Origin of the sequence: Paenibacillus sonchi (assembly GCF_016772475.1) — a bacterium.
In the GTDB taxonomy this organism is placed as follows: Bacteria; Bacillota; Bacilli; order Paenibacillales; family Paenibacillaceae; genus Paenibacillus_AQ; species Paenibacillus_AQ sonchi.
On record NZ_CP068595.1, the window covers coordinates 4,282,493 to 4,300,649 of the forward strand.

Sequence of the window (18,157 nt, forward strand, 5' to 3'; positions counted from 1 at the left end):
AAAGCCGGTGAATTCATGGAAGTCATCAAAATTTCTCCCCGGGGTTATTGCTATGGCGTCGTCGATGCCATGGTGATGGCCCGGCAGGCCGCGCAAAATCTTGATTTGCCCCGGCCGATTTATATACTGGGCATGATTGTGCACAACAGCCATGTTACCAACTCGTTTGAGGACGATGGAATTATTACGCTGGACGGACACAACCGTCTTGATATTTTGGATAAAGTGGACAGCGGCACGGTGATTTTTACCGCCCATGGCGTATCGCCGGAGGTTCGCCGTCTGGCCCGGGCCAAAGGACTGACCACAGTCGATGCCACCTGTCCGGATGTAACGAAGACACATGACCTTATCAAGGAAAAGGTCGCCGAAGGCTGCGAGATTATCTATATCGGCAAGAAAGGCCATCCGGAACCGGAGGGCGCCGTAGGGATTGCGCCTGAGCATGTTCATCTGATCGAGAAGGAAGAGGAAATTGCCGGATTGTCCATTCCCTCTTCGCGGATCGTCATTACAAACCAGACTACCATGAGCCAGTGGGATATCAAGCATATTATGAAGAAGCTGCTGGAGACCTTCCCTGGTGCAGAGGTGCATAACGAGATCTGCATGGCTACCCAAGTACGCCAGGAAGCGGTCGCGGAGCAGGCCGGTCAGTGTGATCTGGTCATCGTTGTCGGCGATCCGCGCAGCAACAACTCGAACCGTCTGGCCCAGGTGTCGGAGGAAATTGCCGGTGTGCCTGCACACCGTATCGCCGATCTGTCGGAGCTGAAGACGGAATGGCTGCAGGGAATTACCAAGGTCGGGGTAACCTCAGGGGCATCTACGCCTACGCCGATTACGAAGGAAGTCATCAGCTACCTGGAGCAGTATGATCCTGCTCTCCCTGAGACCTGGGAGATCAAGCGTACCGTGAACATGTCGAAGCTGCTGCCTCCAGTGAAGAACAAGAGCGCAAGCATTACCTGATTAGATTTCCCATGCTGACTTATACCTTAAGTAGAAAGCACGCGACTTCCGGTTTTTGGGAGCTGCGTGCTTTTCTGCTATGGCGGAATCCGGAAATGTACCCTGAAGTTACCTGAGGGAATTAGAGGGAAAACAGAGAGGCACCGCCATAATATGGACATAAAGCAGACCATACGGCTGATTTCAGATTGACTAATAGGGGTAAATGAGTTAAAATTACTTTAGTGCTTAAAAGCGTACACGCGTCGTAGCGAAATAGTGTTTTTTATTATTTTTATAGCCGATTTAAGAATATTTGTCCAAAAAGGGGAGCTATCATATGATCGTCATTACATCCAATCAAACGCCACAGGAGCAGGTTAACGAAATTATCGCTGTTATTGAAAAGGAAGGCCTGCAGGTCCATCTCTCGCGCGGTGCGGATCATACGGTGATTGGTCTGGTGGGCGGAGTCACTCCGAAGCTGGCCGAGCATCTGCGGCAGATGAAAGGCGTGGAGAACGTAGTGAAGATCTCCAAGTCTTACAAACTCGCGAGCCGTGACTTCCACCCGGAGGATACGGTTATTGATATCCGCGGTGTAAAAATCGGCGGGGAGAATCTGGTGATCATGGGCGGGCCCTGCGCCGTGGAATCCCCTGAACAGATCGATGAGATTGCCCGTCTGGTCAAGGCTTCCGGCGGCCAGGTGCTGCGCGGCGGAGCCTTCAAGCCGCGGACGGGTCCTTACAGCTTCCAGGGTGTAGGCGTGGAAGGCCTCACGATGATGGCGGAAGCGGGCAAACGCCATGGCCTCTTGACGATCACGGAGGTAATGACACCGGAGTATGTTGATATCTGTGCGGAGCATGCGGATATTCTTCAGGTCGGCACACGCAATATGCAGAACTTTGACCTGCTGCGCAAGCTTGGGACCTGCGGGCGGCCCGTGCTGCTGAAGCGCGGCTTCAGCGCGACTTACGATGAGCTGCTGAATGCGGCGGAATACATTCTGGCCGGAGGCAACCGCGATGTCATGCTCTGCGAACGCGGAATCCGAACATTCGAAACATACACACGCAATACGCTTGACCTGTCAGCAATTCCTGTGCTTCAGAACCTGAGCCACCTTCCAGTCATTTCCGATCCAAGTCATGGCACAGGCCGGCGTGAGCTGGTTGAGCCGATGGCCAAGGCTTCGGTTGCTGCGGGAGCCAATGGTCTGATTATCGAGATGCATACCGACCCGGACAACTCTATGACGGGAGATGGCGTGCAGTCTCTGTTCCCTGAGCAGTTTGATAAGCTTCTGAGAGATCTGGAGAAGCTGGCACCGCTTGTCGGGCGCAGATTCTCCAATTCGCTTGAGGCAGCTCCCGCCCTTTAAGAGCTGCGGCAAGCAAGGCGTCCGGCCAGTCCTCCGTCCCTTTTTGGGCAGTCCTCCATCCCGCTTTCGGGCGGGAATGAGGACTGTTTTTTCGTATGCCGGCGTGAGCATAACAGGCGGTTGCACAAGGTGCGCATTTTTCACCAAAGCGTCAGAATATCTTACATTGTTGCAAGAAATACCTGACATAAGCATTGACGATGTTAGGTTTGGGATTTATAATGACGACAGCAAAAAAATTAAAAACAAGAACATTTGATACTGTGAGCGGCCTAATGTTCGGAACTTGGGGAGGAATTAATTCATGTCGGTTGAAAAAGTGTTGCAGACGATCAAAGAGAACAATATCGAATGGGTGGATTTTCGTTTTGTAGATTTGGGTGGACGTGCTCACCATATCTCACTTCCAGCTTCTGCTGTTGATGAAGAAACATTTGTGAACGGTGTTGCATTTGACGGTTCTTCCATTACAGGTTTCCGTGGGATTGAAGAATCAGACATGGTTATGATGCCTGATCCTGGCACTATATACATCGATCCTTTTACAGCTCATCCAACGCTTAACATCATGTGCGACATTTTCACACCTGATGGCGAACGTTACGAGCGCGACCCGCGTGGTATCGCAGTAAAAGCAGAAGAGTTCCTGCAAGCAAGCGGTGTAGGCACAGCAGCATTCTTCGCACCTGAGTCCGAGTTCTTTATCTTTGATGATGTGCGTTATGAGAGCGGAATGAACAGCTCCTCCTACTTCGTAGATTCCGAAGAAGCGGTATGGAACACCAACCGCAAAGACGAAGGCGGCAACCTGGCATTCAAAGTAGGTGTTAAAGGCGGCTACGTGCCGGTAGCACCAGTGGATTCCCAGCAGGATATCCGCAGTGAAATGTGCCGTTTGCTTAGTGAAGCAGGCCTCGAAATCGAACGCCATCACCATGAAGTGGCAACTGCAGGCCAAGCGGAAATCAACTTCCGTTTTGACACGCTGAAGAAAACAGCCGACAATCTCCTGACTTACAAATATATTGTGCAAAACACTGCACGCCAATACGGCAAAGTGGCAACCTTCATGCCAAAACCGCTGTTCGGCGACAATGGCAGCGGGATGCACGTTCACCAATCCATTTTTAACGGCGATTCCCCTTTGTTCTACGAAAAAGGCGCTTATGCCAACCTGAGTGAAATGGCTTTGAACTACATTGGCGGTATCCTGTATCATGCTCCGGCACTGATCGCACTGACCAACCCAAGCACGAACTCGTTCAAACGTCTGGTTCCTGGCTACGAAGCACCGGTTAACCTCGTATTCTCCAAAGGTAACCGCTCCGCTGCAGTCCGTATCCCGGTAGCTGCTGTGACACCTAAGGGCTGTCGCATTGAGTTCCGCACACCGGACTCCACTGCCAACCCTTACCTGGCATTCTCCGCAATGCTGATGGCAGGTCTGGATGGAATCAAGAAGAAGATCAACCCTGTTGAATTGGGTTATGGTCCTCTGGACAAGAATATCTACGAATTGGCCGATGAAGACAAAGAGAAAATCCGCAGCGTTCCAGGCACACTGGAAGAAGCGCTGGATTCCTTGGAAGCTGACTACGAATTCCTTACAGAGGGCGGCGTATTCACTAAGGACTTCATCGATAACTACATCGCTCTGAAACGTTCCGAAGCTCAAGCGGTTGCCATTCGTGTTCATCCGCATGAATACTCCCTGTACTTTGATGTATAAGATCGCTTAATCATCCGAATAAATCAAGAGGCCTCCGGGAAACCGGGGGCTTCTTTTTTTGCGCTGTGTGCCTTTCTACGGGCTTTGCAGCGGTACAGTGGTACCTTTGTGAAGGATGAAGTCAAAGGGGCGCTGTGAAGGAGCTAACGGCCTCTGGGAATAGTCTGGCAGAGGCAAGGAGCTTCTGCTTTGGTATCTATGCAGCGAAGTGCAGTCATGCCACGAATCCGCTATTGTGATCTACTATGAGTCTACGGATCTCGAGTTTAATCTATATAATATGGAAGAAATATATCTGGATTTTACGAAAAAGTTTCGAAAACTTACTGCGATGATGACTAAGGTTTCAGATTTTTAATATGGAGAACGCTTTCTTTTTTTGCGGGTAATCTATTTTCGAAGTAAAAATTATAATGGAATAATCATTTTTGATGCTGATTATGACTATTTACGAAAGTAGTTTCGTTAAAATTGTATCATAAAATTAGCTTTGGGTAGCGTTGGATTTGCTATAAAAGCGGCTTGTTCCAAGGTTTTTTGTTTTATCTCACGGTACTTCAGAAAAATCTTTACAAAGAAATGCAACGATGTAATAATAAAATTCGAAACCGGTTTCTGTTATGTTTTAACGTAACGGTCTGCCGTTTTAACTTGCTTAGGTTAACCTCAATATAGTTTGCCTATGAGCAATAGAGTATGAGCTATAGAGTATGAACAGTAAAGTATGAACAGTAAAGTATGAGCAATGAGCAATGGGAGTATGAGCAATAAAATAGGAACAATTAGGAGCAATAGAGAGGATGAATACAATGAATCAGTCGAAAACAGGATGGGTTTTTACCGGAAGCAACGGGGATTTCCGTCTTAAGCAGCCTGAACGGAGCAGTTTTTTATATTTTCCTCTGGTCAATGAGGGGGGATGATGTCTTCTGTCAGTCCGAAGCTTCATGGTCAAGTCACTTCAGGCCATAATACATTTCTTACTCCGCCCTTATCTGTGGAAGATCTGCATAACTCCCGGGCTTCCCGCAACTTCTGGGTGTATGTGGACGGCAAAGGGGCCTGGTCGGCAGCAGGGAACTCCGCCCGGCAAAATGCCGGTATGTATGGTGAAGAGGCTGACGATTCAGAACTGGAGGCGGGTTTGCTGTGGCACCGTGTCACCCGTGAGAGCCGGGAGTTTGGCATCAAGGCGGAAATCACCAGTTTTGTACCCGCAGGAAACGATAAGGTAGAGCTTATGAAGGTTGTGCTTACCAATATCTCTGCTGAGGAATTGACTGTGACGCCTACGGCAGCGGTTCCGCTCTATGCGCGTTCAGCGGATGATCTGCGGGACCACCGGCATGTCACCTCGCTGCTGAACCGGATTTATACCTCTGCGCATGGGGTTGAAGTGCAGCCGGCGCTTTCCTTCGATGAGCGCGGACACCGGGTAAATCACACCTCATATGGTGTGTTTGGGGCCGCAGAAGGCGGCGGACAGCCAACCGGTTTCTTTCCGGTACAGGAGGAATTCATTGGTGAAGGCGGAAGTCTGGATTGGCCGGAAGCGGTGGTTTTGAACCGGGAACCGCAAACCGGCGCAGGCGGCGGTGTACATAGGGAAGGTTATGAGGCGCTTGGCGGACTGCGGTTTGCTTCAGCAGCTTTGCAGCCGGGCCACAGCATTTCATATGTGCTTGTGCTGGCGATCGGCGATGAAAGAATCGATGTTGCTGCGCTGATGGACAAATACGGCTCTGCCAGAGCTTTTGACGCCATGCTCCGGGAGAATAAATCGTTCTGGGCCGACAAGGTGAACACAGTGGAATTTCATACCAATAATCCGGTAGCGGACCAATGGATGAAATGGGTCACCTTGCAGCCGGTGCTGCGCAGACTGTATGGCAATTCCTTTTTACCGTACCATGACTACGGCCGTGGCGGCCGCGGCTGGCGGGATCTCTGGCAGGACTGCCTGGCGCTGCTGATCATGGAACCGGGAGATGTGCGCAGTCTGCTGCTGAATAACTATGCCGGGGTCCGAATCGACGGCAGCAATGCGACGATTATCGGCCAGCAGCCGGGCGAGTTCATCGCCGACCGCAACAATATTCCGCGCGTATGGATGGACCACGGGGCGTGGCCGTTCCTCACCACCATGCTGTATCTGGACCAGAGCGGGGATCTGGACTTTCTGCTTGAGCAGCAGAGCTACTTCCGGGATTCCTTTATGGCCCGCTGCCGGGAGCGGGACGCTTCCTGGGATGCGTCCGCAGGCAGCACTCTGCAATCTGCGAACGGAGAGTCTTATACGGGAACCATTCTGGAGCATATTCTGCTGCAAAACCTTGTTCCGTTCTTCAACGTAGGGGAACACAACAATATTCTGCTGGAAGGCGCGGACTGGAATGACGGTCTGGATATGGCGGCACAGCGTGGTGAAAGTGTCACCTTCACCTCCTTCTATGCCAGCAATCTGCTGGACCTTTCCCGGCTGCTGCGCACGCTGAAAGAGCGCAAAGGGCTTGAAACGCTGGAACTGGCGGAAGAAATGACGCTGCTGCTGGATTCATTACATGATGCCGTGGATTATGAGTCCGTAGCCGCCAAGCGGGGACTGCTGGACCGTTATTATGCTGCTGCACCGAACAAGGTAAGCGGCGTCCGTTCGGAGCTTGCGCTGGACAGGATAGCGGATGATCTGGCCCGGAAGGCCGAGTGGATTGTTGACCATCTGCGCCGGAACGAGTGGATACAGAGCAATCAGGGAGACGGCTGGTTCAACGGCTATTACAATAATGACGGGGAACGTGTGGAAGGAGAAGCCGGCGGCAGCATCCGGATGACGCTGACAGGCCAGGTGTTTCCGCTCCTCGGCCATGCTGCCGCTCCTGAGCAGATTCCGCAGATCATCGCAGCGGTGGAGCGCAATCTGTATGATGAGAAAATCGGGTACCGGCTGAATTCGGATTTTGGCGGCATCCAGCAGAATTTGGGCCGCGCGTTCGGGTTTGCCTTTGGACATAAAGAGAATGGGGCTATGTTCAGCCATATGACCGTGATGTACGGAAATGCGCTGTATAAGCGCGGTTATGTAAAAGAAGGGCGCAAGGTGCTGGATTCACTGTACAGCCTGAGCGTAAATTTCGAGCTCAGCCGGATGTATCCCGGCATTCCGGAGTACATTAATGAGCAAGGCAGAGGCATGTATACGTATCTGACTGGCTCTGCGAGCTGGCTGCTGCTGACCATGGTTACCGAAGTATTCGGGGTCAAAGGAAAGCTCGGCGATCTCTTGCTTCAGCCTAAGCTGATGAAAGACCAGTTTGACCAGGACGGGAAAGCATCGATACGGACCATTTTTGCGGAGCGCGGGCTGGACGTTGTCTACACCGCTGCAAGCGGCGCTGAGTACGGAGACTACCAGATCCATTCCGTTACGCTGAACGGCGCTGAGGTGACGCTTCAGCGCGTCTCAGAGGGTGTTCTGATTCCCCGCAGCGTGCTGGCCGCCTTGCCGGAAGAAGGGTTCCATCTCCTGCAGGTGGTGCTGGCATAACAGCTGAAATATCATGAGAGGAGCGCCAGCTTCACCGCATCTGCGGCGGCGGGCGCTTTTTCACAGGTAAAGAGGCACTTGAAACCATCGTCATGATATGAGATGCTTTCCGGCAGAATCAATGGTTTAATAAGTGAGGGTTTAATAAATACTGCTATATAAAGTGAACCTGAAAAACTAACAAAAGGGAAAAGGGATGGAGGGGAAGTTTGGATACTTACGGAGCGAAAGTGTCCGCCTTTGTCTGCGGATTTCCACCGCGAACAGCGGTACAAATCAAGAAATCTGCAGATGGGCAGCGGCCGGAAGTCCAAACATTCTCCGTAGTCCCGACGAAGTCCCTAATGTAAATATCTTAAGTTCACTCTATATAGATATGGAAAGGAAGGATTGAAGATGGCTTACAGTCTCTCAAACGGCATACTCCAGGCAGATATAGCGGATGTCGGAGAGTACAGCGGTACCCGTTTTGACTGGACCGGATTTATTACAGGGGTGACTTTGCTTGAGGGAAGGCATACATTCTGTGTGCCGGAAAGCCTGGTTCCAGGTCATGGCAGCGGGGGGATGGGGCTGTGCAATGAGTTCGGCATTTCCCGGGCAATTGGCTATGAGGAAGCAGCGGCCGGGGAGTGGTTCCCAAAGCTGGGAGTTGGGCTGCTTCAGAAGGTAAGCGATGAGCCCTATGACTTTTTCGGAAACTATCCGCTTATTCCATTCAAAATTGAAGAGGAGCGCAGTGCACAGTCGGTCACCTATACGGTTCAGCCGATGGAGTGCCGCGGCTACAGCATACGGTTGACTAAAAAGATCACGTTGCTCGGAGACCGGCTGAATATTTCCTACGCGCTGGAGAACATGGGCGACAAGCCGCTGCATACGGAAGAATACATTCATAACTTTGTGGGGATTAACGGTGCAAGCGTCGGCCCGGACTATGAACTGGGAATCCCGGCCGGACTAAGAGTGGAAGACCCCGAATCGTCCTATACAGCGGATCTGCTGGCGGTATCCGGCAATTCCCTTACATGGAAGGCGGAGCCTGAGCGGCCGTTTTACTGCAAGCTGGGCGTCTGGGATAAAATGGATGACAGAAGCTTTTGGGAGCTGCGGCATAAGCCAAGCGGAGCCGGTGTGAGGGAGAGCGGGGATTTTGCCGCAGAGCGGATGGCGCTGTGGGGAGAAAAACATGTAATTTCTCCCGAGGTTTTTGTGAACATCAGTATTTTACCGCGTCACAGCAAGCATTGGAGCCGCAGCTATCAGTTTTTTACCTTGTGAAGGACTGCGATCTTACCTCCTATGTGAATAATTATACTTGCTGGTGTGTGTGATTACTGCTATCATATCGATATCCATATTCATAGGAGAGAAAGGGTGGGGAGCAATTTTGAGCAAGAGAGCATACAATTTTAACGCGGGTCCGGCGGCATTGCCGCTGACAGTACTTGAACGCGCACAGGCGGAGTTTGTCGATTTCCGGGAAAGCGGAATGTCCATTATGGAGATGTCGCACCGTGGGGCAATATACGAATCCGTGCATAATGAAGCGCAGGAACGTCTGCTTTCGCTCCTCGGCAATCCGCAAGGCTACAAGGTTCTGTTCATTCAAGGCGGAGCAAGCACACAGTTCGCCATGATCCCGATGAACTTTGTCACTGAAGGCAAGGTCGGCAGCTATGTCATGACAGGAAGCTGGGCAGAGAAGGCATTTAAGGAAGCGAAGCTGGTTGGAGGCGCACATGCCGCCGCATCTTCCGAAGACAAGAAGTTCCTGGCCATTCCCGAGCTGAGCAGCATCAAGGCTGCGGACAATGCGGCATATCTGCATGTTACCTCGAACGAGACGATCGAAGGAACACAATATGCGGAGTATCCGGATGCCGGTTCCATTCCGCTGATCGCGGATATGTCCAGCGACATTCTCAGCCGTTCCTTTGATGTGAATCAATTCGGGCTGATCTATGCCGGGGCGCAGAAGAATCTGGGACCTTCCGGTGTTACTGTCGTGATTGTCAAGGAAGAGCTGATCGCCAAGTCGCCTTCCAATATTCCGACGATTCTGCGTTACGATACGCATTTGAAGAACAACTCTCTGTACAATACGCCGCCATCCTTCTCTGTATATATGGTTAACGAAGTGTTAAAATGGATTGAGGAGCAAGGCGGACTGGCCGGCATTGAAGTTAAGAACCGCGACAAAGCAGCTCTGCTGTATGATCATATCGACGGCAGCGGCGGTTTCTACCGCGGAGTTGCGGAAGCAGGCAGCCGTTCCATTATGAACGTGACCTTCCGGATGCAGTCGGAAGAGCTGGAGAAGCAATTTGTCAAAGCGGCCGAGCAGGAAGGTTTTGTGGGGCTGAAGGGCCATCGCAGTGTGGGAGGCTTGCGTGCTTCCATCTACAACGCGGTCCCTTATGAGAGCATTAAGGCGCTGTCTGATTTCATGAAGCATTTCCAGCAAACTCAAGGTTAATGAATGCAAATTTCGAACCTTCCGCCTGTTGGCGGAAGGTTTTCTGCAATATAAGACTTTATATGCTGACCGCCATGCCTCCTACACACATCAACGGGCTGAATAGCCTGCAGAGAGGAAGTTCACTACATTATGGCATTACACATTGTGCTGGTGGAACCGGAGATTCCGGCCAACACCGGCAATATCGCCCGCACCTGTGCAGCAACAGGCACCCATCTTCATCTGGTCCGCCCGCTGGGCTTCCGTACAGACGATGCTACACTGAAGCGTGCCGGTCTGGATTATTGGCATGCCGTACACATTGAATATCATGATTCCTTTGGGGAAGTGCTGGAGAAGTATGCGGAAGGCCGGTTCTTCTATGCAACTACGAAGGCGGACAAGCGCTATACCGATTTCGCATTCCGGGATGGGGATTTTTTTGTTTTTGGCAAAGAAACCAAGGGCTTATCCGCTGAAATTCTCGAAGCCGGCAAAGAAACTGCTATGCGCATGCCGATGAGTGAGGCGGTTAGGTCCTTAAACTTGTCCAACTCTGCGGCAATTATTGTGTATGAAGCGCTCCGGCAGCTGAATTTCCCCCAACTATTCTAAAAGTAAACATATTTTTTTAATTTCTTCAGCAGGATTCGACATTTAGGTAACGAAATAGAAGAATAGTGCCGAAATAAGTAGTAGATACTAATTTTTTGTTGAACAGGAGAGTGTACGTTAAATATGAAACCTGCTGGCGTAGTTCGAAAAGTAGATCAGCTGGGTAGAATTGTTCTGCCTAAGTCCCTGCGTAAAAGATACCAAATGAATGAAGGTGATCCTGTAGAAATTCTGGTGCAGGGCGATCATATCATTCTTGAGCGTTACCGTCCGAAATGTGTTTTTTGCGGATCGATGGAAGGCGTAAGCGAATATAAAGACCGTTATATTTGTGCGGATTGCCTGACTGAAATGACCCAATTGTCAAGACACGCCTAATCAGATCAGATCAGGCATTCCAAGAGAAAGTGCGCAAGTGGCAATTGTACATAGGAAAGGCAACAAACCTGCGCCCTCTTGGCGGATTACCGATTCCAGACTTTTTACGAAAGTGGGCTGCAGCCAAGCGGCGACTGCTGTGCCATAGGGCGGTAACCATTCACTTAAGGGAAGAAGGATGAACAGCTATGTGAGCCTTTACATCCTTCTACTGCCCCAAAACAAAGAGCGCCGCACATTTGTGTGGCGCTCTTTGTTTGAAATATAAGGGTGGGCTTAGCAACTATCTGCGGCTTCTACAGGCCCTTGGTCTGGTCATCGTTGTACGCAGCGGTAAGGATACCAGCCAGAAACAACAGGAACACAAGGGAGATAATCCAAAAGGTAAGGGAAAACGACATGCGTGCACCTCCATGAGTGACTGTATTCGTTTCCCTGATTATACCCCGCGGTCTTCCAAAAATAAATGAAAATGTGATTTACCGCATAGACTATACATAATGATTATTTAAAAAAGAGAAAATTGGTAGGGACCTTGCGCAGATTTCCATCTGAAGGCTTATTGATGACCCGTCCGTTGAAAATCAAAGAGGAGGACCCGCCGCCATCCAGATTGTATGCGTCAATGACGCCCATATTCGACAGTTTGTTCTGAAGCTCTTCCAGAGTTGCCCCGGAGTTGCCATTTTCGTTATATCCGTCTGCCACCATCACCAGCAGCTGATCGTCTTTGTACTTGCCGATCACCGTACGTGGAGCACGCTTCGGGGACAGCTGCCATTTGGCCGGGATGGGCACCTTGGCGCTGTTCTTCAGCAGGACCGGCACAAAGGTGGCTCCGAAAACCGGCTGCAGCTGGTCCAGCTGTGTCCGGCTGTAGAATTTACCGCCGATCAGCTGGCCGGAAGCGTTCAGACCAACGAAGCTGAGATCCTTGTAGGTGGATTCGAAGCCGTACAGATACTCCCCGCCGATAACGGTTGTGGAGAGCGGGTAGCGCTTGCCGGCCCTGTCGGCGAACCCGCCTGCATTGATGCCGGCAGTTGCGCCGTAGCGGTTCGCGGCCTGCAGTGTCGTTTCCGCTCCGCCTTTGCCGTCTCCAGCCAGACTCATTTTCATGGCGGCCGGGTCCTTCAATTTTATTTTCATTGCGTAAGCTGTATAATTGCCGGGATTTAGCCGGTAGAGTTCAATGGTTATCCGGTCGCTTCTCGCGACATCGGCGGGAATGCCCAATCTGGAGCTGATCCGGCGGTTATAGATCAGTTCCGGACGCGATGCCTGGGTCTTCGCCATTTGGACCAGCGCATTCATGGCATTGGTCGTCTGATTGTACAGCTTCGCGCTGGCACTGATGGAATGGATGGTGTAAGAGGCCGCGGCCTGGGCTGTAGTAAGCGCACTCTGCAGCTCAGCTGTCTCCTTGACCGGTCCGGGCTCCGCAGCGAATTGCCCAACATCCAAATTCAGATCAAGCGGCGGCTGGTACCACCATAGGCAGAGCAGCAGGCCAAGAAACGGCGCGGTCAGCAGCATAAAAAAACGGTTGACTCTTTTAACCGGCGTCATCATTTCAGCAGATCCATTTCTTTTTGCAGCGCTGCCAGCTGTTTGCGGACCTCGTTCAGTTGGGTGTACAGCTTGTTGCTGTTATCTGTCTTGTTGCTGGCATTATCTTTGGTAAAGGTAAGAAGTTCGTTAAAGGTGTCCACAGTGCTCTGCAATTCCTTGACTTGCTGGGAGAGGACGCCAATTCGCGACTCGTAATCGGTCTTCAAAACGGTAAGCTGCTGCTGGCTCTGGGTGCTAAGCGAGCTTAGCACTTGCTCCTTAAGATGGTTGGTGTAGCTGTACACGGCGTAAAAGCCGAGCCCGATCATCACTATCCAGAACAGTAAAAACCATTTTACGGAAGATCCGTTTCTCGCTGAAGTGCGGCGCGAGTGTACCGGTGTCGATTCCGCTAGCGGTTGCATTGAATATCACCTCAGGCAAATTTTTTTCAAGTTCTCATTCTATCAGACTTTTACGATATTCGCAAAAGTGAAAAGACTTATATCAACGTGAAAAATTAATTGCGCTCTATTTAACTACTACGATACAATTTCTATAGATTGGAAGCTCTGATGGACGTATTCAAGGGAAAAGAAGGCAAAATTGACAAGTCCTCCTGAGCCTTGCATGCGTACTGACAGGAAACGCTATGGCGCTTCCCTTTTTGGGTAAATACATAGATAGCAGGAGGTCTGGGCATTAATGATGAAGGTGTGGCGGGTGATCATCGTGGGATGTCATCCCACAAGTATGCTGGGTACAAAATTGATTCTGGAGGAAAGCAAGGAGATTGAGGTGGTGGGGATGTTCTCCAACTGGAGCGAGGGCGTCCGCACGGTACAACAACAGCAGCCGGATCTGGTGCTGACGGATTATCAAATGCCGGAAGGCAATGTCGAGGGTGCGCTGGTGGAGATGAAGCAAAGCTCAAAAAGCACCCATTTCATCATTATGACCGAGGAAGAGGACAAGGAGCTGTTCCAGCCGCTTATTGAGCTTGGAGCCAGCGGTGTGCTCTCCAAGGGAGCATCTCCGCGTCAACTGCTGCAGATGATCAGCGGGCTGCGTGAAGGTTTTCTGTCCATTCCGCTGGAATGGGCCCGGGACGGTTTCCGTCCGGTTGCTTCGTCGCGCGGGCTGGATGGGGTACTGCAGTTGACCCAGACCGAAATGTTCATTATGGAACGGATCGTTCAGGGAATTACATACGATAAAATCGCTCTTGAAATCGAAGTCAGCCGCCGTTCTATCGATAATTATCTGCGGAAGATTTATGTGAAGCTGGAGGTGTCTACAAGAGCGCAAGCGATTGAAAAGTTCGCGCTTTTCTCCAGACAAAACAAGCAAATGTACGCTTAGCCCCAGCATAACGACATAATGCCGGCCGGAAAGGAATATTCTTGGTACCAGGGAGAAGGGGGGATCATATGAAATATGAGTTTTCTGCCCGCGCACATACATTACACTCTTCACCGCTGCTGAGCATACGTACAGAGACGCGCAGGGGGACGCTGATTTCACTGGCTGAAGAGCTGCCTGCCGAAGAATTGTTTCCATTGTCTCTACTGGCTGAAACGGCTTCCACAGTGATCTCAGCAGACGCCGGGGCGCTGCAATATGGTGATCCTGAAGGGTATGGGCCTCTTCGCGAATGGCTGACCGGGGACTGGCTGAAGGCCAAAGGGGTGGCGGTTGCCGCAGGCGGGGTTCTGCTGACAACGGGAAGTCAACAAGCGATTGATCTGTTGTCCAGGGTTTATATTGATCCCGGAGACCGCGTGCTGGTGGAGAATCCGACTTCTCCGGGTATTCTGCAGGCATTGCGGATGCAGGGTGCCGTGATTATTCCGGTCCGGGGCGATCAGGACGGTCTGCTGCCGGAGCATCTGCGTACCCAGATCCGCCTGCACCGGCCCAAGATGCTGTTTGCTACGCCGAGCTTCACGAATCCGAGCGGAATTCTCTGGAGTCTGGCCAGACGCAAGGAAGTGCTGGAGCTGTGTACCACGCACAATCTGCTGATCGTCGAGGATGACTCTTATGGCGATCTGCATTTTCAAAGGTACACAGAGCATCCTTCCGTGAAGTATCCGTCTCTGTATGCGCTGGAGAATGTCAGCGAGGGCGGACATGTGCTCTACATTGGCTCCTTCAGCAAAACGGTCGCACCTGCGCTGCGGACGGGCTGGGCGGCGGGCAGCCGTGAGCTGATCGGGATGATGGCTGCCGCAAAGCAGATGGCTGATTGGCAATCCAGCTCACTCAACCAGCGGCTGCTGCATCATCTGCTGGATGTGACGGCCTTTGATCTGCGTGAGCATATCGCGCTCCTCAACCGGGAGTACAATACCCGGCTGAAGCTGATGGCGGAGCTTCTGAAGCGTCCGGCCTGGAAGAGCAGCAGCTATTGTCTGCCGGCTGGCGGCATGTTCCTGTGGGTAACGCTGCCGGAAGGCCTGGATGCGATGGCGCTGCTGAAGGCCTCGCTGACCAAGGGCGTGGCATTTTTGCCCGGCCCGCTGTGCAGTGTGAGCGGAGGAAGCGGACGCATCCGCCTTAACTTCAGCCATCCCGGCCGGGATGAGCTGCTGCTGGGCATGAACCTGATGAGCGAGGCCGTGACGGAGTTTACGGCACGGAGCTGAGCGTGGCGTTTTTTGTTAAAGCCCTGAAAAGGGCTTTTTTCTCGTTGGATAGTGGATAGGGAACTATACAGTGTAAAAAATTGTGGATATCTTGGAAGCCTTAGAGAATATAAGCGATGCAGGAGGGTGGGGCTCCACAGGAGGACTGGGCTCCATCTGCGGACTGATGCGGACCGAGGAGCCCTTATTTTGCCAAAAATCTTACTTTTTCAGCAGTTACGGACTCAGGAGCCGTTATATCGTTCGATGGAGACTGGAATAAAGGGGAAAGGGACAAATAAGGGCATCTCAGTCCGTTAGTCCTGCGGAATAGACGAATCTTCTTTCAATAAGGGCTTTCCTGTCCGTAACGGCTGCGGATAGATCGTGAAGGAATAGGGCGATCCGTATTCAGCATGCCCCCGTTGATTTGGGAGCGGTAGGGAATCCGTGCGGCCGTAAGCCCCGTGTTGTTATTCATCTGCCAGGGTGATTTTGTTTATATACCGGTAACTATAATTAATTCTTCATATGGATAAATTATGCAGGAAATTGGGGATAAACACCTTTGGACGAATTTGTAACGAATAACGGCAGAAATGCCGTTGTTGAAGCGGAGAAGGCCGGTTTGGCCATAAATAACGGCAGAAATGCCGTTGTTGAAGCGGAGAAGGCCAGTTTGGCCTTATCTTAAAAACTATTAAGCTGAGGGATCAGCCGGTCTAGATTTCCTCATTCCAACAAGCGCTTGCTCACCGGCTTCTTCGCAAGCGCTAGTTGGAAAAAGGGAGCTTATTTTTCCCGAAATTCAATAATCCTGAGATTTAAATGGAAAAAGTAAACTTATTTGAGCTATATTCTTCGTCCAATGGTGAAATGAGCTGAATTAGTTGACCTTTTTCCACTTAACCTTCGGAGAACAGTAGTGTCGAGCGAATTAGTGATACTTTTTCCACTAGATCGACGGGGAATCTCAGGTGATAAGGCTGCAGGTGGGCAGGAGCAAACGGAATTATTCATTTGTAGAGTCAAACGGAGAGAGCAGGTGCTATTTTACGAATAAGTCTAGTTTTACTGAAGATTCGGGCCTAGAATCCGCTATAACGTGAATACGGGATCTCCTGTCCGCATCATTTGCGGCTAGAATTTCAGTAAGTCTGCTGAACAGAATAAGGCGGGGGGATCCATTCCCCCCAAAGGAAGGCGGCCTTCGCGAGGACCGCCTTTTTGTGTGGCCTGCTCCGGGTCAGCGGGCGGCATATTTTATGACAAATCGAAGAACAATGTCTTGAATTTGATGCAGGCTGCGGGGATTGGGCGGTGGCGGGCGTCTAAAAGAAGCAGAGGGACTGGTGCAAAATGGAAAGCAGAAGCAGAATACACAGCTAAGGAGATGCAAGTGATGGAGAACGTGCTGGAGTGCAGCAACCTGACCAAAAGGTATGGCAAAAAGGTGGCCCTGGACAATCTGAATCTCACCCTGCCGAAGGGGCGGATTGTAGGATTGCTGGGTCCGAATGGAGCGGGGAAAACTACGCTGATGAAGCTGATTGTATCCTTGCTGCGCGATTACCGGGGGTCCATTACCGTCTGCGGACGACGGCCCGGCCTGGATACCAAGAAGATCGTGTCTTATTTGCCTGACCGTGAATTTCTTTATCCCTGGATGACAATAGAGGAGTGTATCTCGTTCTTTCGGAACTCCTTCGCTGACTTTCAGCTGGATATGGCTTACGCCATGATTGAAGAGCTAGGCCTGGACCCCAAGGAAAAGGTGAAGAATTTGTCCAAGGGGATGCAGGAGCGTGTGAGTATTTCCCTCGTCTTTGCGCGGAAAGCGAAGTTGTATGTTCTGGACGAGCCGCTGGCAGCGGTGGACCCTTCGACACGGGACAAGATCATGCGGATCATCCTGGACCATTTTGACCCGGAAAGCTCCATACTGCTCAGCACACATCTCATTCATGATGTCGAAAGCCTGTTTACGGATATAGCAATTGTTAATGAAGGCCGGGTGCAGTTGTACGGAGGGATAGGGGAGCTGCAGCGGGATTACGGGATGCCTATCGAGGAGATTTTTAAACAGCTGGTCGGATGATTTCAAAAATAAGGGAGAGAGCTTCATGGTTCAACTTAACCAATTCAAACTGGAATGCCGGAAACATTGCGCCGTCTTCGCGGCATTCACCGGAATCAGCGTGCTTACGAATCTGTATTTTTTGTTCAGCCAGGATCAGGATCTGTCCTTTGTCTTTCTTCTGGTGAACATGGTGATCGGCATTCTGCTGCCTGTATACATCTATCTGGATTATTACCGCGAGTTTTTTACCGGCACCATGCCGATTAATCATCTGCTGCCCCTTAGAACCTCGGCATTGTTCGGTGTGAAGTCGGCGGTTTTTATGCTGGGGCTTATCCTGGTGTGGCTTCCCTCTTTACTTGATGTGTTTGTGAATCCGGCAGGCCTGTATCCGCAGCGGATCATGCATTCGGACAACCCGGCTCTGGGCATCGCTTATCTGGTGCTGTCCAAGCTGTGCAGCATTCCTGCCGGTCTGGCTGTGATGGGACTGGCACTTGCCGCTGCCAAAAGACTGCGCAAACCGTTGCTCAGCCATCTCTGCATAGCTCTTGTAATGGTCCTGGTGGTCGGCATTCAATTTGCGCTGGTGGTCCGGAACAGCTGGCACTGGAGCATCGGAACGTCCGCAGCGGAGACCTTCAAGCAATATGCGAACCTGCTTACGGTCAGCCCGGTCAGCCGGGTCCAGCCGGCCGATATCAACGAGTCGATTCAATGGTCCTCTGTGGGCATGAACCTTCTGGTAGCGCTGGTTGCGGGAGCCATCGGCCGGTATTTGTTCAATTCCCGGAAGTATGAAATCCTCGGGAAATAAGCGCAGCGGGCTAAGAT

General features: G+C 51.3%; 16 protein-coding genes. 13 read left to right on the plus strand and 3 right to left on the minus strand.

Annotated features, from left to right (window positions below):
- The first annotated feature begins 15 nt into the window (after positions 1-15).
- The 8 genes from JI735_RS18855 (at position 16) to JI735_RS18890 (ending at position 11,065) form a co-directional block, all read left to right on the plus strand.
- Positions 16-972 (plus strand): 4-hydroxy-3-methylbut-2-enyl diphosphate reductase, encoded by a 957-nt coding sequence (locus tag JI735_RS18855; protein ID WP_039838368.1) that lies wholly within the window; start codon positions 16-18, stop codon positions 970-972.
- A gap of 319 nt (positions 973-1,291) precedes the next feature.
- Complete coding sequence (gene aroF, locus JI735_RS18860; protein WP_039838369.1) at positions 1,292-2,338, plus strand: 3-deoxy-7-phosphoheptulonate synthase; 1,047 nt, start codon at positions 1,292-1,294, stop codon at positions 2,336-2,338.
- 304 nt (positions 2,339-2,642) lie between these two features.
- On the plus strand, positions 2,643-4,067 hold the full coding sequence (gene glnA / locus JI735_RS18865; RefSeq protein WP_020432627.1) for a type I glutamate--ammonia ligase: 1,425 nt from the start codon (positions 2,643-2,645) through the stop codon (positions 4,065-4,067).
- Positions 4,068-4,986: 919 nt separating this feature from the next.
- Complete coding sequence (locus tag JI735_RS18870; protein WP_233475968.1) at positions 4,987-7,611, plus strand: GH36-type glycosyl hydrolase domain-containing protein; 2,625 nt, start codon at positions 4,987-4,989, stop codon at positions 7,609-7,611.
- A gap of 396 nt (positions 7,612-8,007) precedes the next feature.
- The gene (locus JI735_RS18875; RefSeq protein WP_039838374.1) at positions 8,008-8,892 is read left to right on the plus strand and encodes a hypothetical protein; all 885 of its coding nucleotides are present in this window, start codon (positions 8,008-8,010) and stop codon (positions 8,890-8,892) included.
- 109 nt (positions 8,893-9,001) lie between these two features.
- Entirely contained in the window at positions 9,002-10,090 is a 1,089-nt protein-coding gene (gene serC, locus JI735_RS18880) for a 3-phosphoserine/phosphohydroxythreonine transaminase (RefSeq protein WP_039838375.1), read from the plus strand.
- Between the two features lie 132 nt (positions 10,091-10,222).
- Entirely contained in the window at positions 10,223-10,687 is a 465-nt protein-coding gene (trmL, locus tag JI735_RS18885; RefSeq protein WP_039838376.1) for a tRNA (uridine(34)/cytosine(34)/5-carboxymethylaminomethyluridine(34)-2'-O)-methyltransferase TrmL, read from the plus strand.
- A 123-nt stretch (positions 10,688-10,810) separates the two neighbouring features.
- Positions 10,811-11,065 (plus strand): AbrB/MazE/SpoVT family DNA-binding domain-containing protein, encoded by a 255-nt coding sequence (locus JI735_RS18890; protein ID WP_020428037.1) that lies wholly within the window; start codon positions 10,811-10,813, stop codon positions 11,063-11,065.
- 504 nt (positions 11,066-11,569) lie between these two features.
- Here the strand turns inward: JI735_RS18890 and JI735_RS18895 are convergent.
- Together JI735_RS18895 and JI735_RS18900 are read right to left on the minus strand one after the other, a co-directional pair.
- Positions 11,570-12,637: a phosphodiester glycosidase family protein gene (locus tag JI735_RS18895; protein WP_039838377.1), complete on the minus strand. Its 1,068-nt coding sequence runs from the start codon at positions 12,635-12,637 to the stop codon at positions 11,570-11,572.
- Positions 12,634-13,041 carry a hypothetical protein gene (locus tag JI735_RS18900; RefSeq protein WP_020428040.1) on the minus strand — a complete coding sequence of 136 codons (408 nt, stop codon included), beginning with the start codon at positions 13,039-13,041 and terminating at the stop codon, positions 12,634-12,636. The genes JI735_RS18895 and JI735_RS18900 overlap by 4 nt, the downstream gene beginning before the upstream one ends.
- 280 nt (positions 13,042-13,321) lie before the next feature.
- Here JI735_RS18900 and JI735_RS18905 point away from each other — a divergent pair, with 280 nt between their 5' ends.
- Both JI735_RS18905 and JI735_RS18910 read left to right on the plus strand, forming a co-directional pair.
- Positions 13,322-13,978, plus strand: a complete 657-nt coding sequence (locus JI735_RS18905; RefSeq protein WP_039838378.1) for a response regulator transcription factor — start codon at positions 13,322-13,324, stop codon at positions 13,976-13,978.
- Between the two features lie 68 nt (positions 13,979-14,046).
- Positions 14,047-15,264 (plus strand): aminotransferase-like domain-containing protein, encoded by a 1,218-nt coding sequence (locus JI735_RS18910; protein WP_039838379.1) that lies wholly within the window; start codon positions 14,047-14,049, stop codon positions 15,262-15,264.
- Between the two features lie 325 nt (positions 15,265-15,589).
- Here JI735_RS18910 and JI735_RS36965 read toward each other — a convergent pair whose 3' ends face one another.
- Complete coding sequence (locus JI735_RS36965) at positions 15,590-15,724, minus strand: hypothetical protein (RefSeq protein ID WP_267918913.1); 135 nt, start codon at positions 15,722-15,724, stop codon at positions 15,590-15,592.
- An 87-nt stretch (positions 15,725-15,811) separates the two neighbouring features.
- On the opposite strand from JI735_RS36965, the gene JI735_RS36970 reads away from it, so the two are divergent.
- From JI735_RS36970 to JI735_RS18920, 3 genes are all read left to right on the plus strand, one after another.
- Positions 15,812-15,937, plus strand: a complete 126-nt coding sequence (locus tag JI735_RS36970) for a hypothetical protein (protein ID WP_267918914.1) — start codon at positions 15,812-15,814, stop codon at positions 15,935-15,937.
- Positions 15,938-16,645: 708 nt separating this feature from the next.
- A complete protein-coding gene (locus JI735_RS18915; RefSeq protein ID WP_039838381.1) occupies positions 16,646-17,341 on the plus strand; it encodes an ABC transporter ATP-binding protein in 696 nt (231 codons plus the stop codon).
- 25 nt (positions 17,342-17,366) lie between these two features.
- Positions 17,367-18,140 (plus strand): hypothetical protein, encoded by a 774-nt coding sequence (locus JI735_RS18920; RefSeq protein WP_202676294.1) that lies wholly within the window; start codon positions 17,367-17,369, stop codon positions 18,138-18,140.
- The last annotated feature ends 17 nt before the right edge of the window (positions 18,141-18,157 follow it).

What these genes read in the sequence shown, in the direction of transcription:
- trmL (WP_039838376.1), top strand. Translation starts at nt 10,223, where the DNA reads ATGGCATTACACATTGTGCTGGTGGAACCGGAGATTCCGGCCAACACC.
- JI735_RS18890 (WP_020428037.1), top strand. Translation starts at nt 10,811, where the DNA reads ATGAAACCTGCTGGCGTAGTTCGAAAAGTAGATCAGCTGGGTAGAATT.
- JI735_RS18920 (WP_202676294.1), top strand. Translation starts at nt 17,367, where the DNA reads ATGGTTCAACTTAACCAATTCAAACTGGAATGCCGGAAACATTGCGCC.
- JI735_RS18910 (WP_039838379.1), top strand. Translation starts at nt 14,047, where the DNA reads ATGAAATATGAGTTTTCTGCCCGCGCACATACATTACACTCTTCACCG.
- JI735_RS36965 (WP_267918913.1), bottom strand. Translation starts at nt 15,724, where the DNA reads ATGAATAACAACACGGGGCTTACGGCCGCACGGATTCCCTACCGCTCC.
- glnA (WP_020432627.1), top strand. Translation starts at nt 2,643, where the DNA reads ATGTCGGTTGAAAAAGTGTTGCAGACGATCAAAGAGAACAATATCGAA.
- JI735_RS18870 (WP_233475968.1), top strand. Translation starts at nt 4,987, where the DNA reads ATGATGTCTTCTGTCAGTCCGAAGCTTCATGGTCAAGTCACTTCAGGC.
- JI735_RS18915 (WP_039838381.1), top strand. Translation starts at nt 16,646, where the DNA reads ATGGAGAACGTGCTGGAGTGCAGCAACCTGACCAAAAGGTATGGCAAA.
- aroF (WP_039838369.1), top strand. Translation starts at nt 1,292, where the DNA reads ATGATCGTCATTACATCCAATCAAACGCCACAGGAGCAGGTTAACGAA.
- JI735_RS18905 (WP_039838378.1), top strand. Translation starts at nt 13,322, where the DNA reads ATGATGAAGGTGTGGCGGGTGATCATCGTGGGATGTCATCCCACAAGT.
- JI735_RS18895 (WP_039838377.1), bottom strand. Translation starts at nt 12,637, where the DNA reads ATGATGACGCCGGTTAAAAGAGTCAACCGTTTTTTTATGCTGCTGACC.
- JI735_RS18855 (WP_039838368.1), top strand. Translation starts at nt 16, where the DNA reads ATGGAAGTCATCAAAATTTCTCCCCGGGGTTATTGCTATGGCGTCGTC.
- JI735_RS18900 (WP_020428040.1), bottom strand. Translation starts at nt 13,041, where the DNA reads ATGCAACCGCTAGCGGAATCGACACCGGTACACTCGCGCCGCACTTCA.
- JI735_RS18875 (WP_039838374.1), top strand. Translation starts at nt 8,008, where the DNA reads ATGGCTTACAGTCTCTCAAACGGCATACTCCAGGCAGATATAGCGGAT.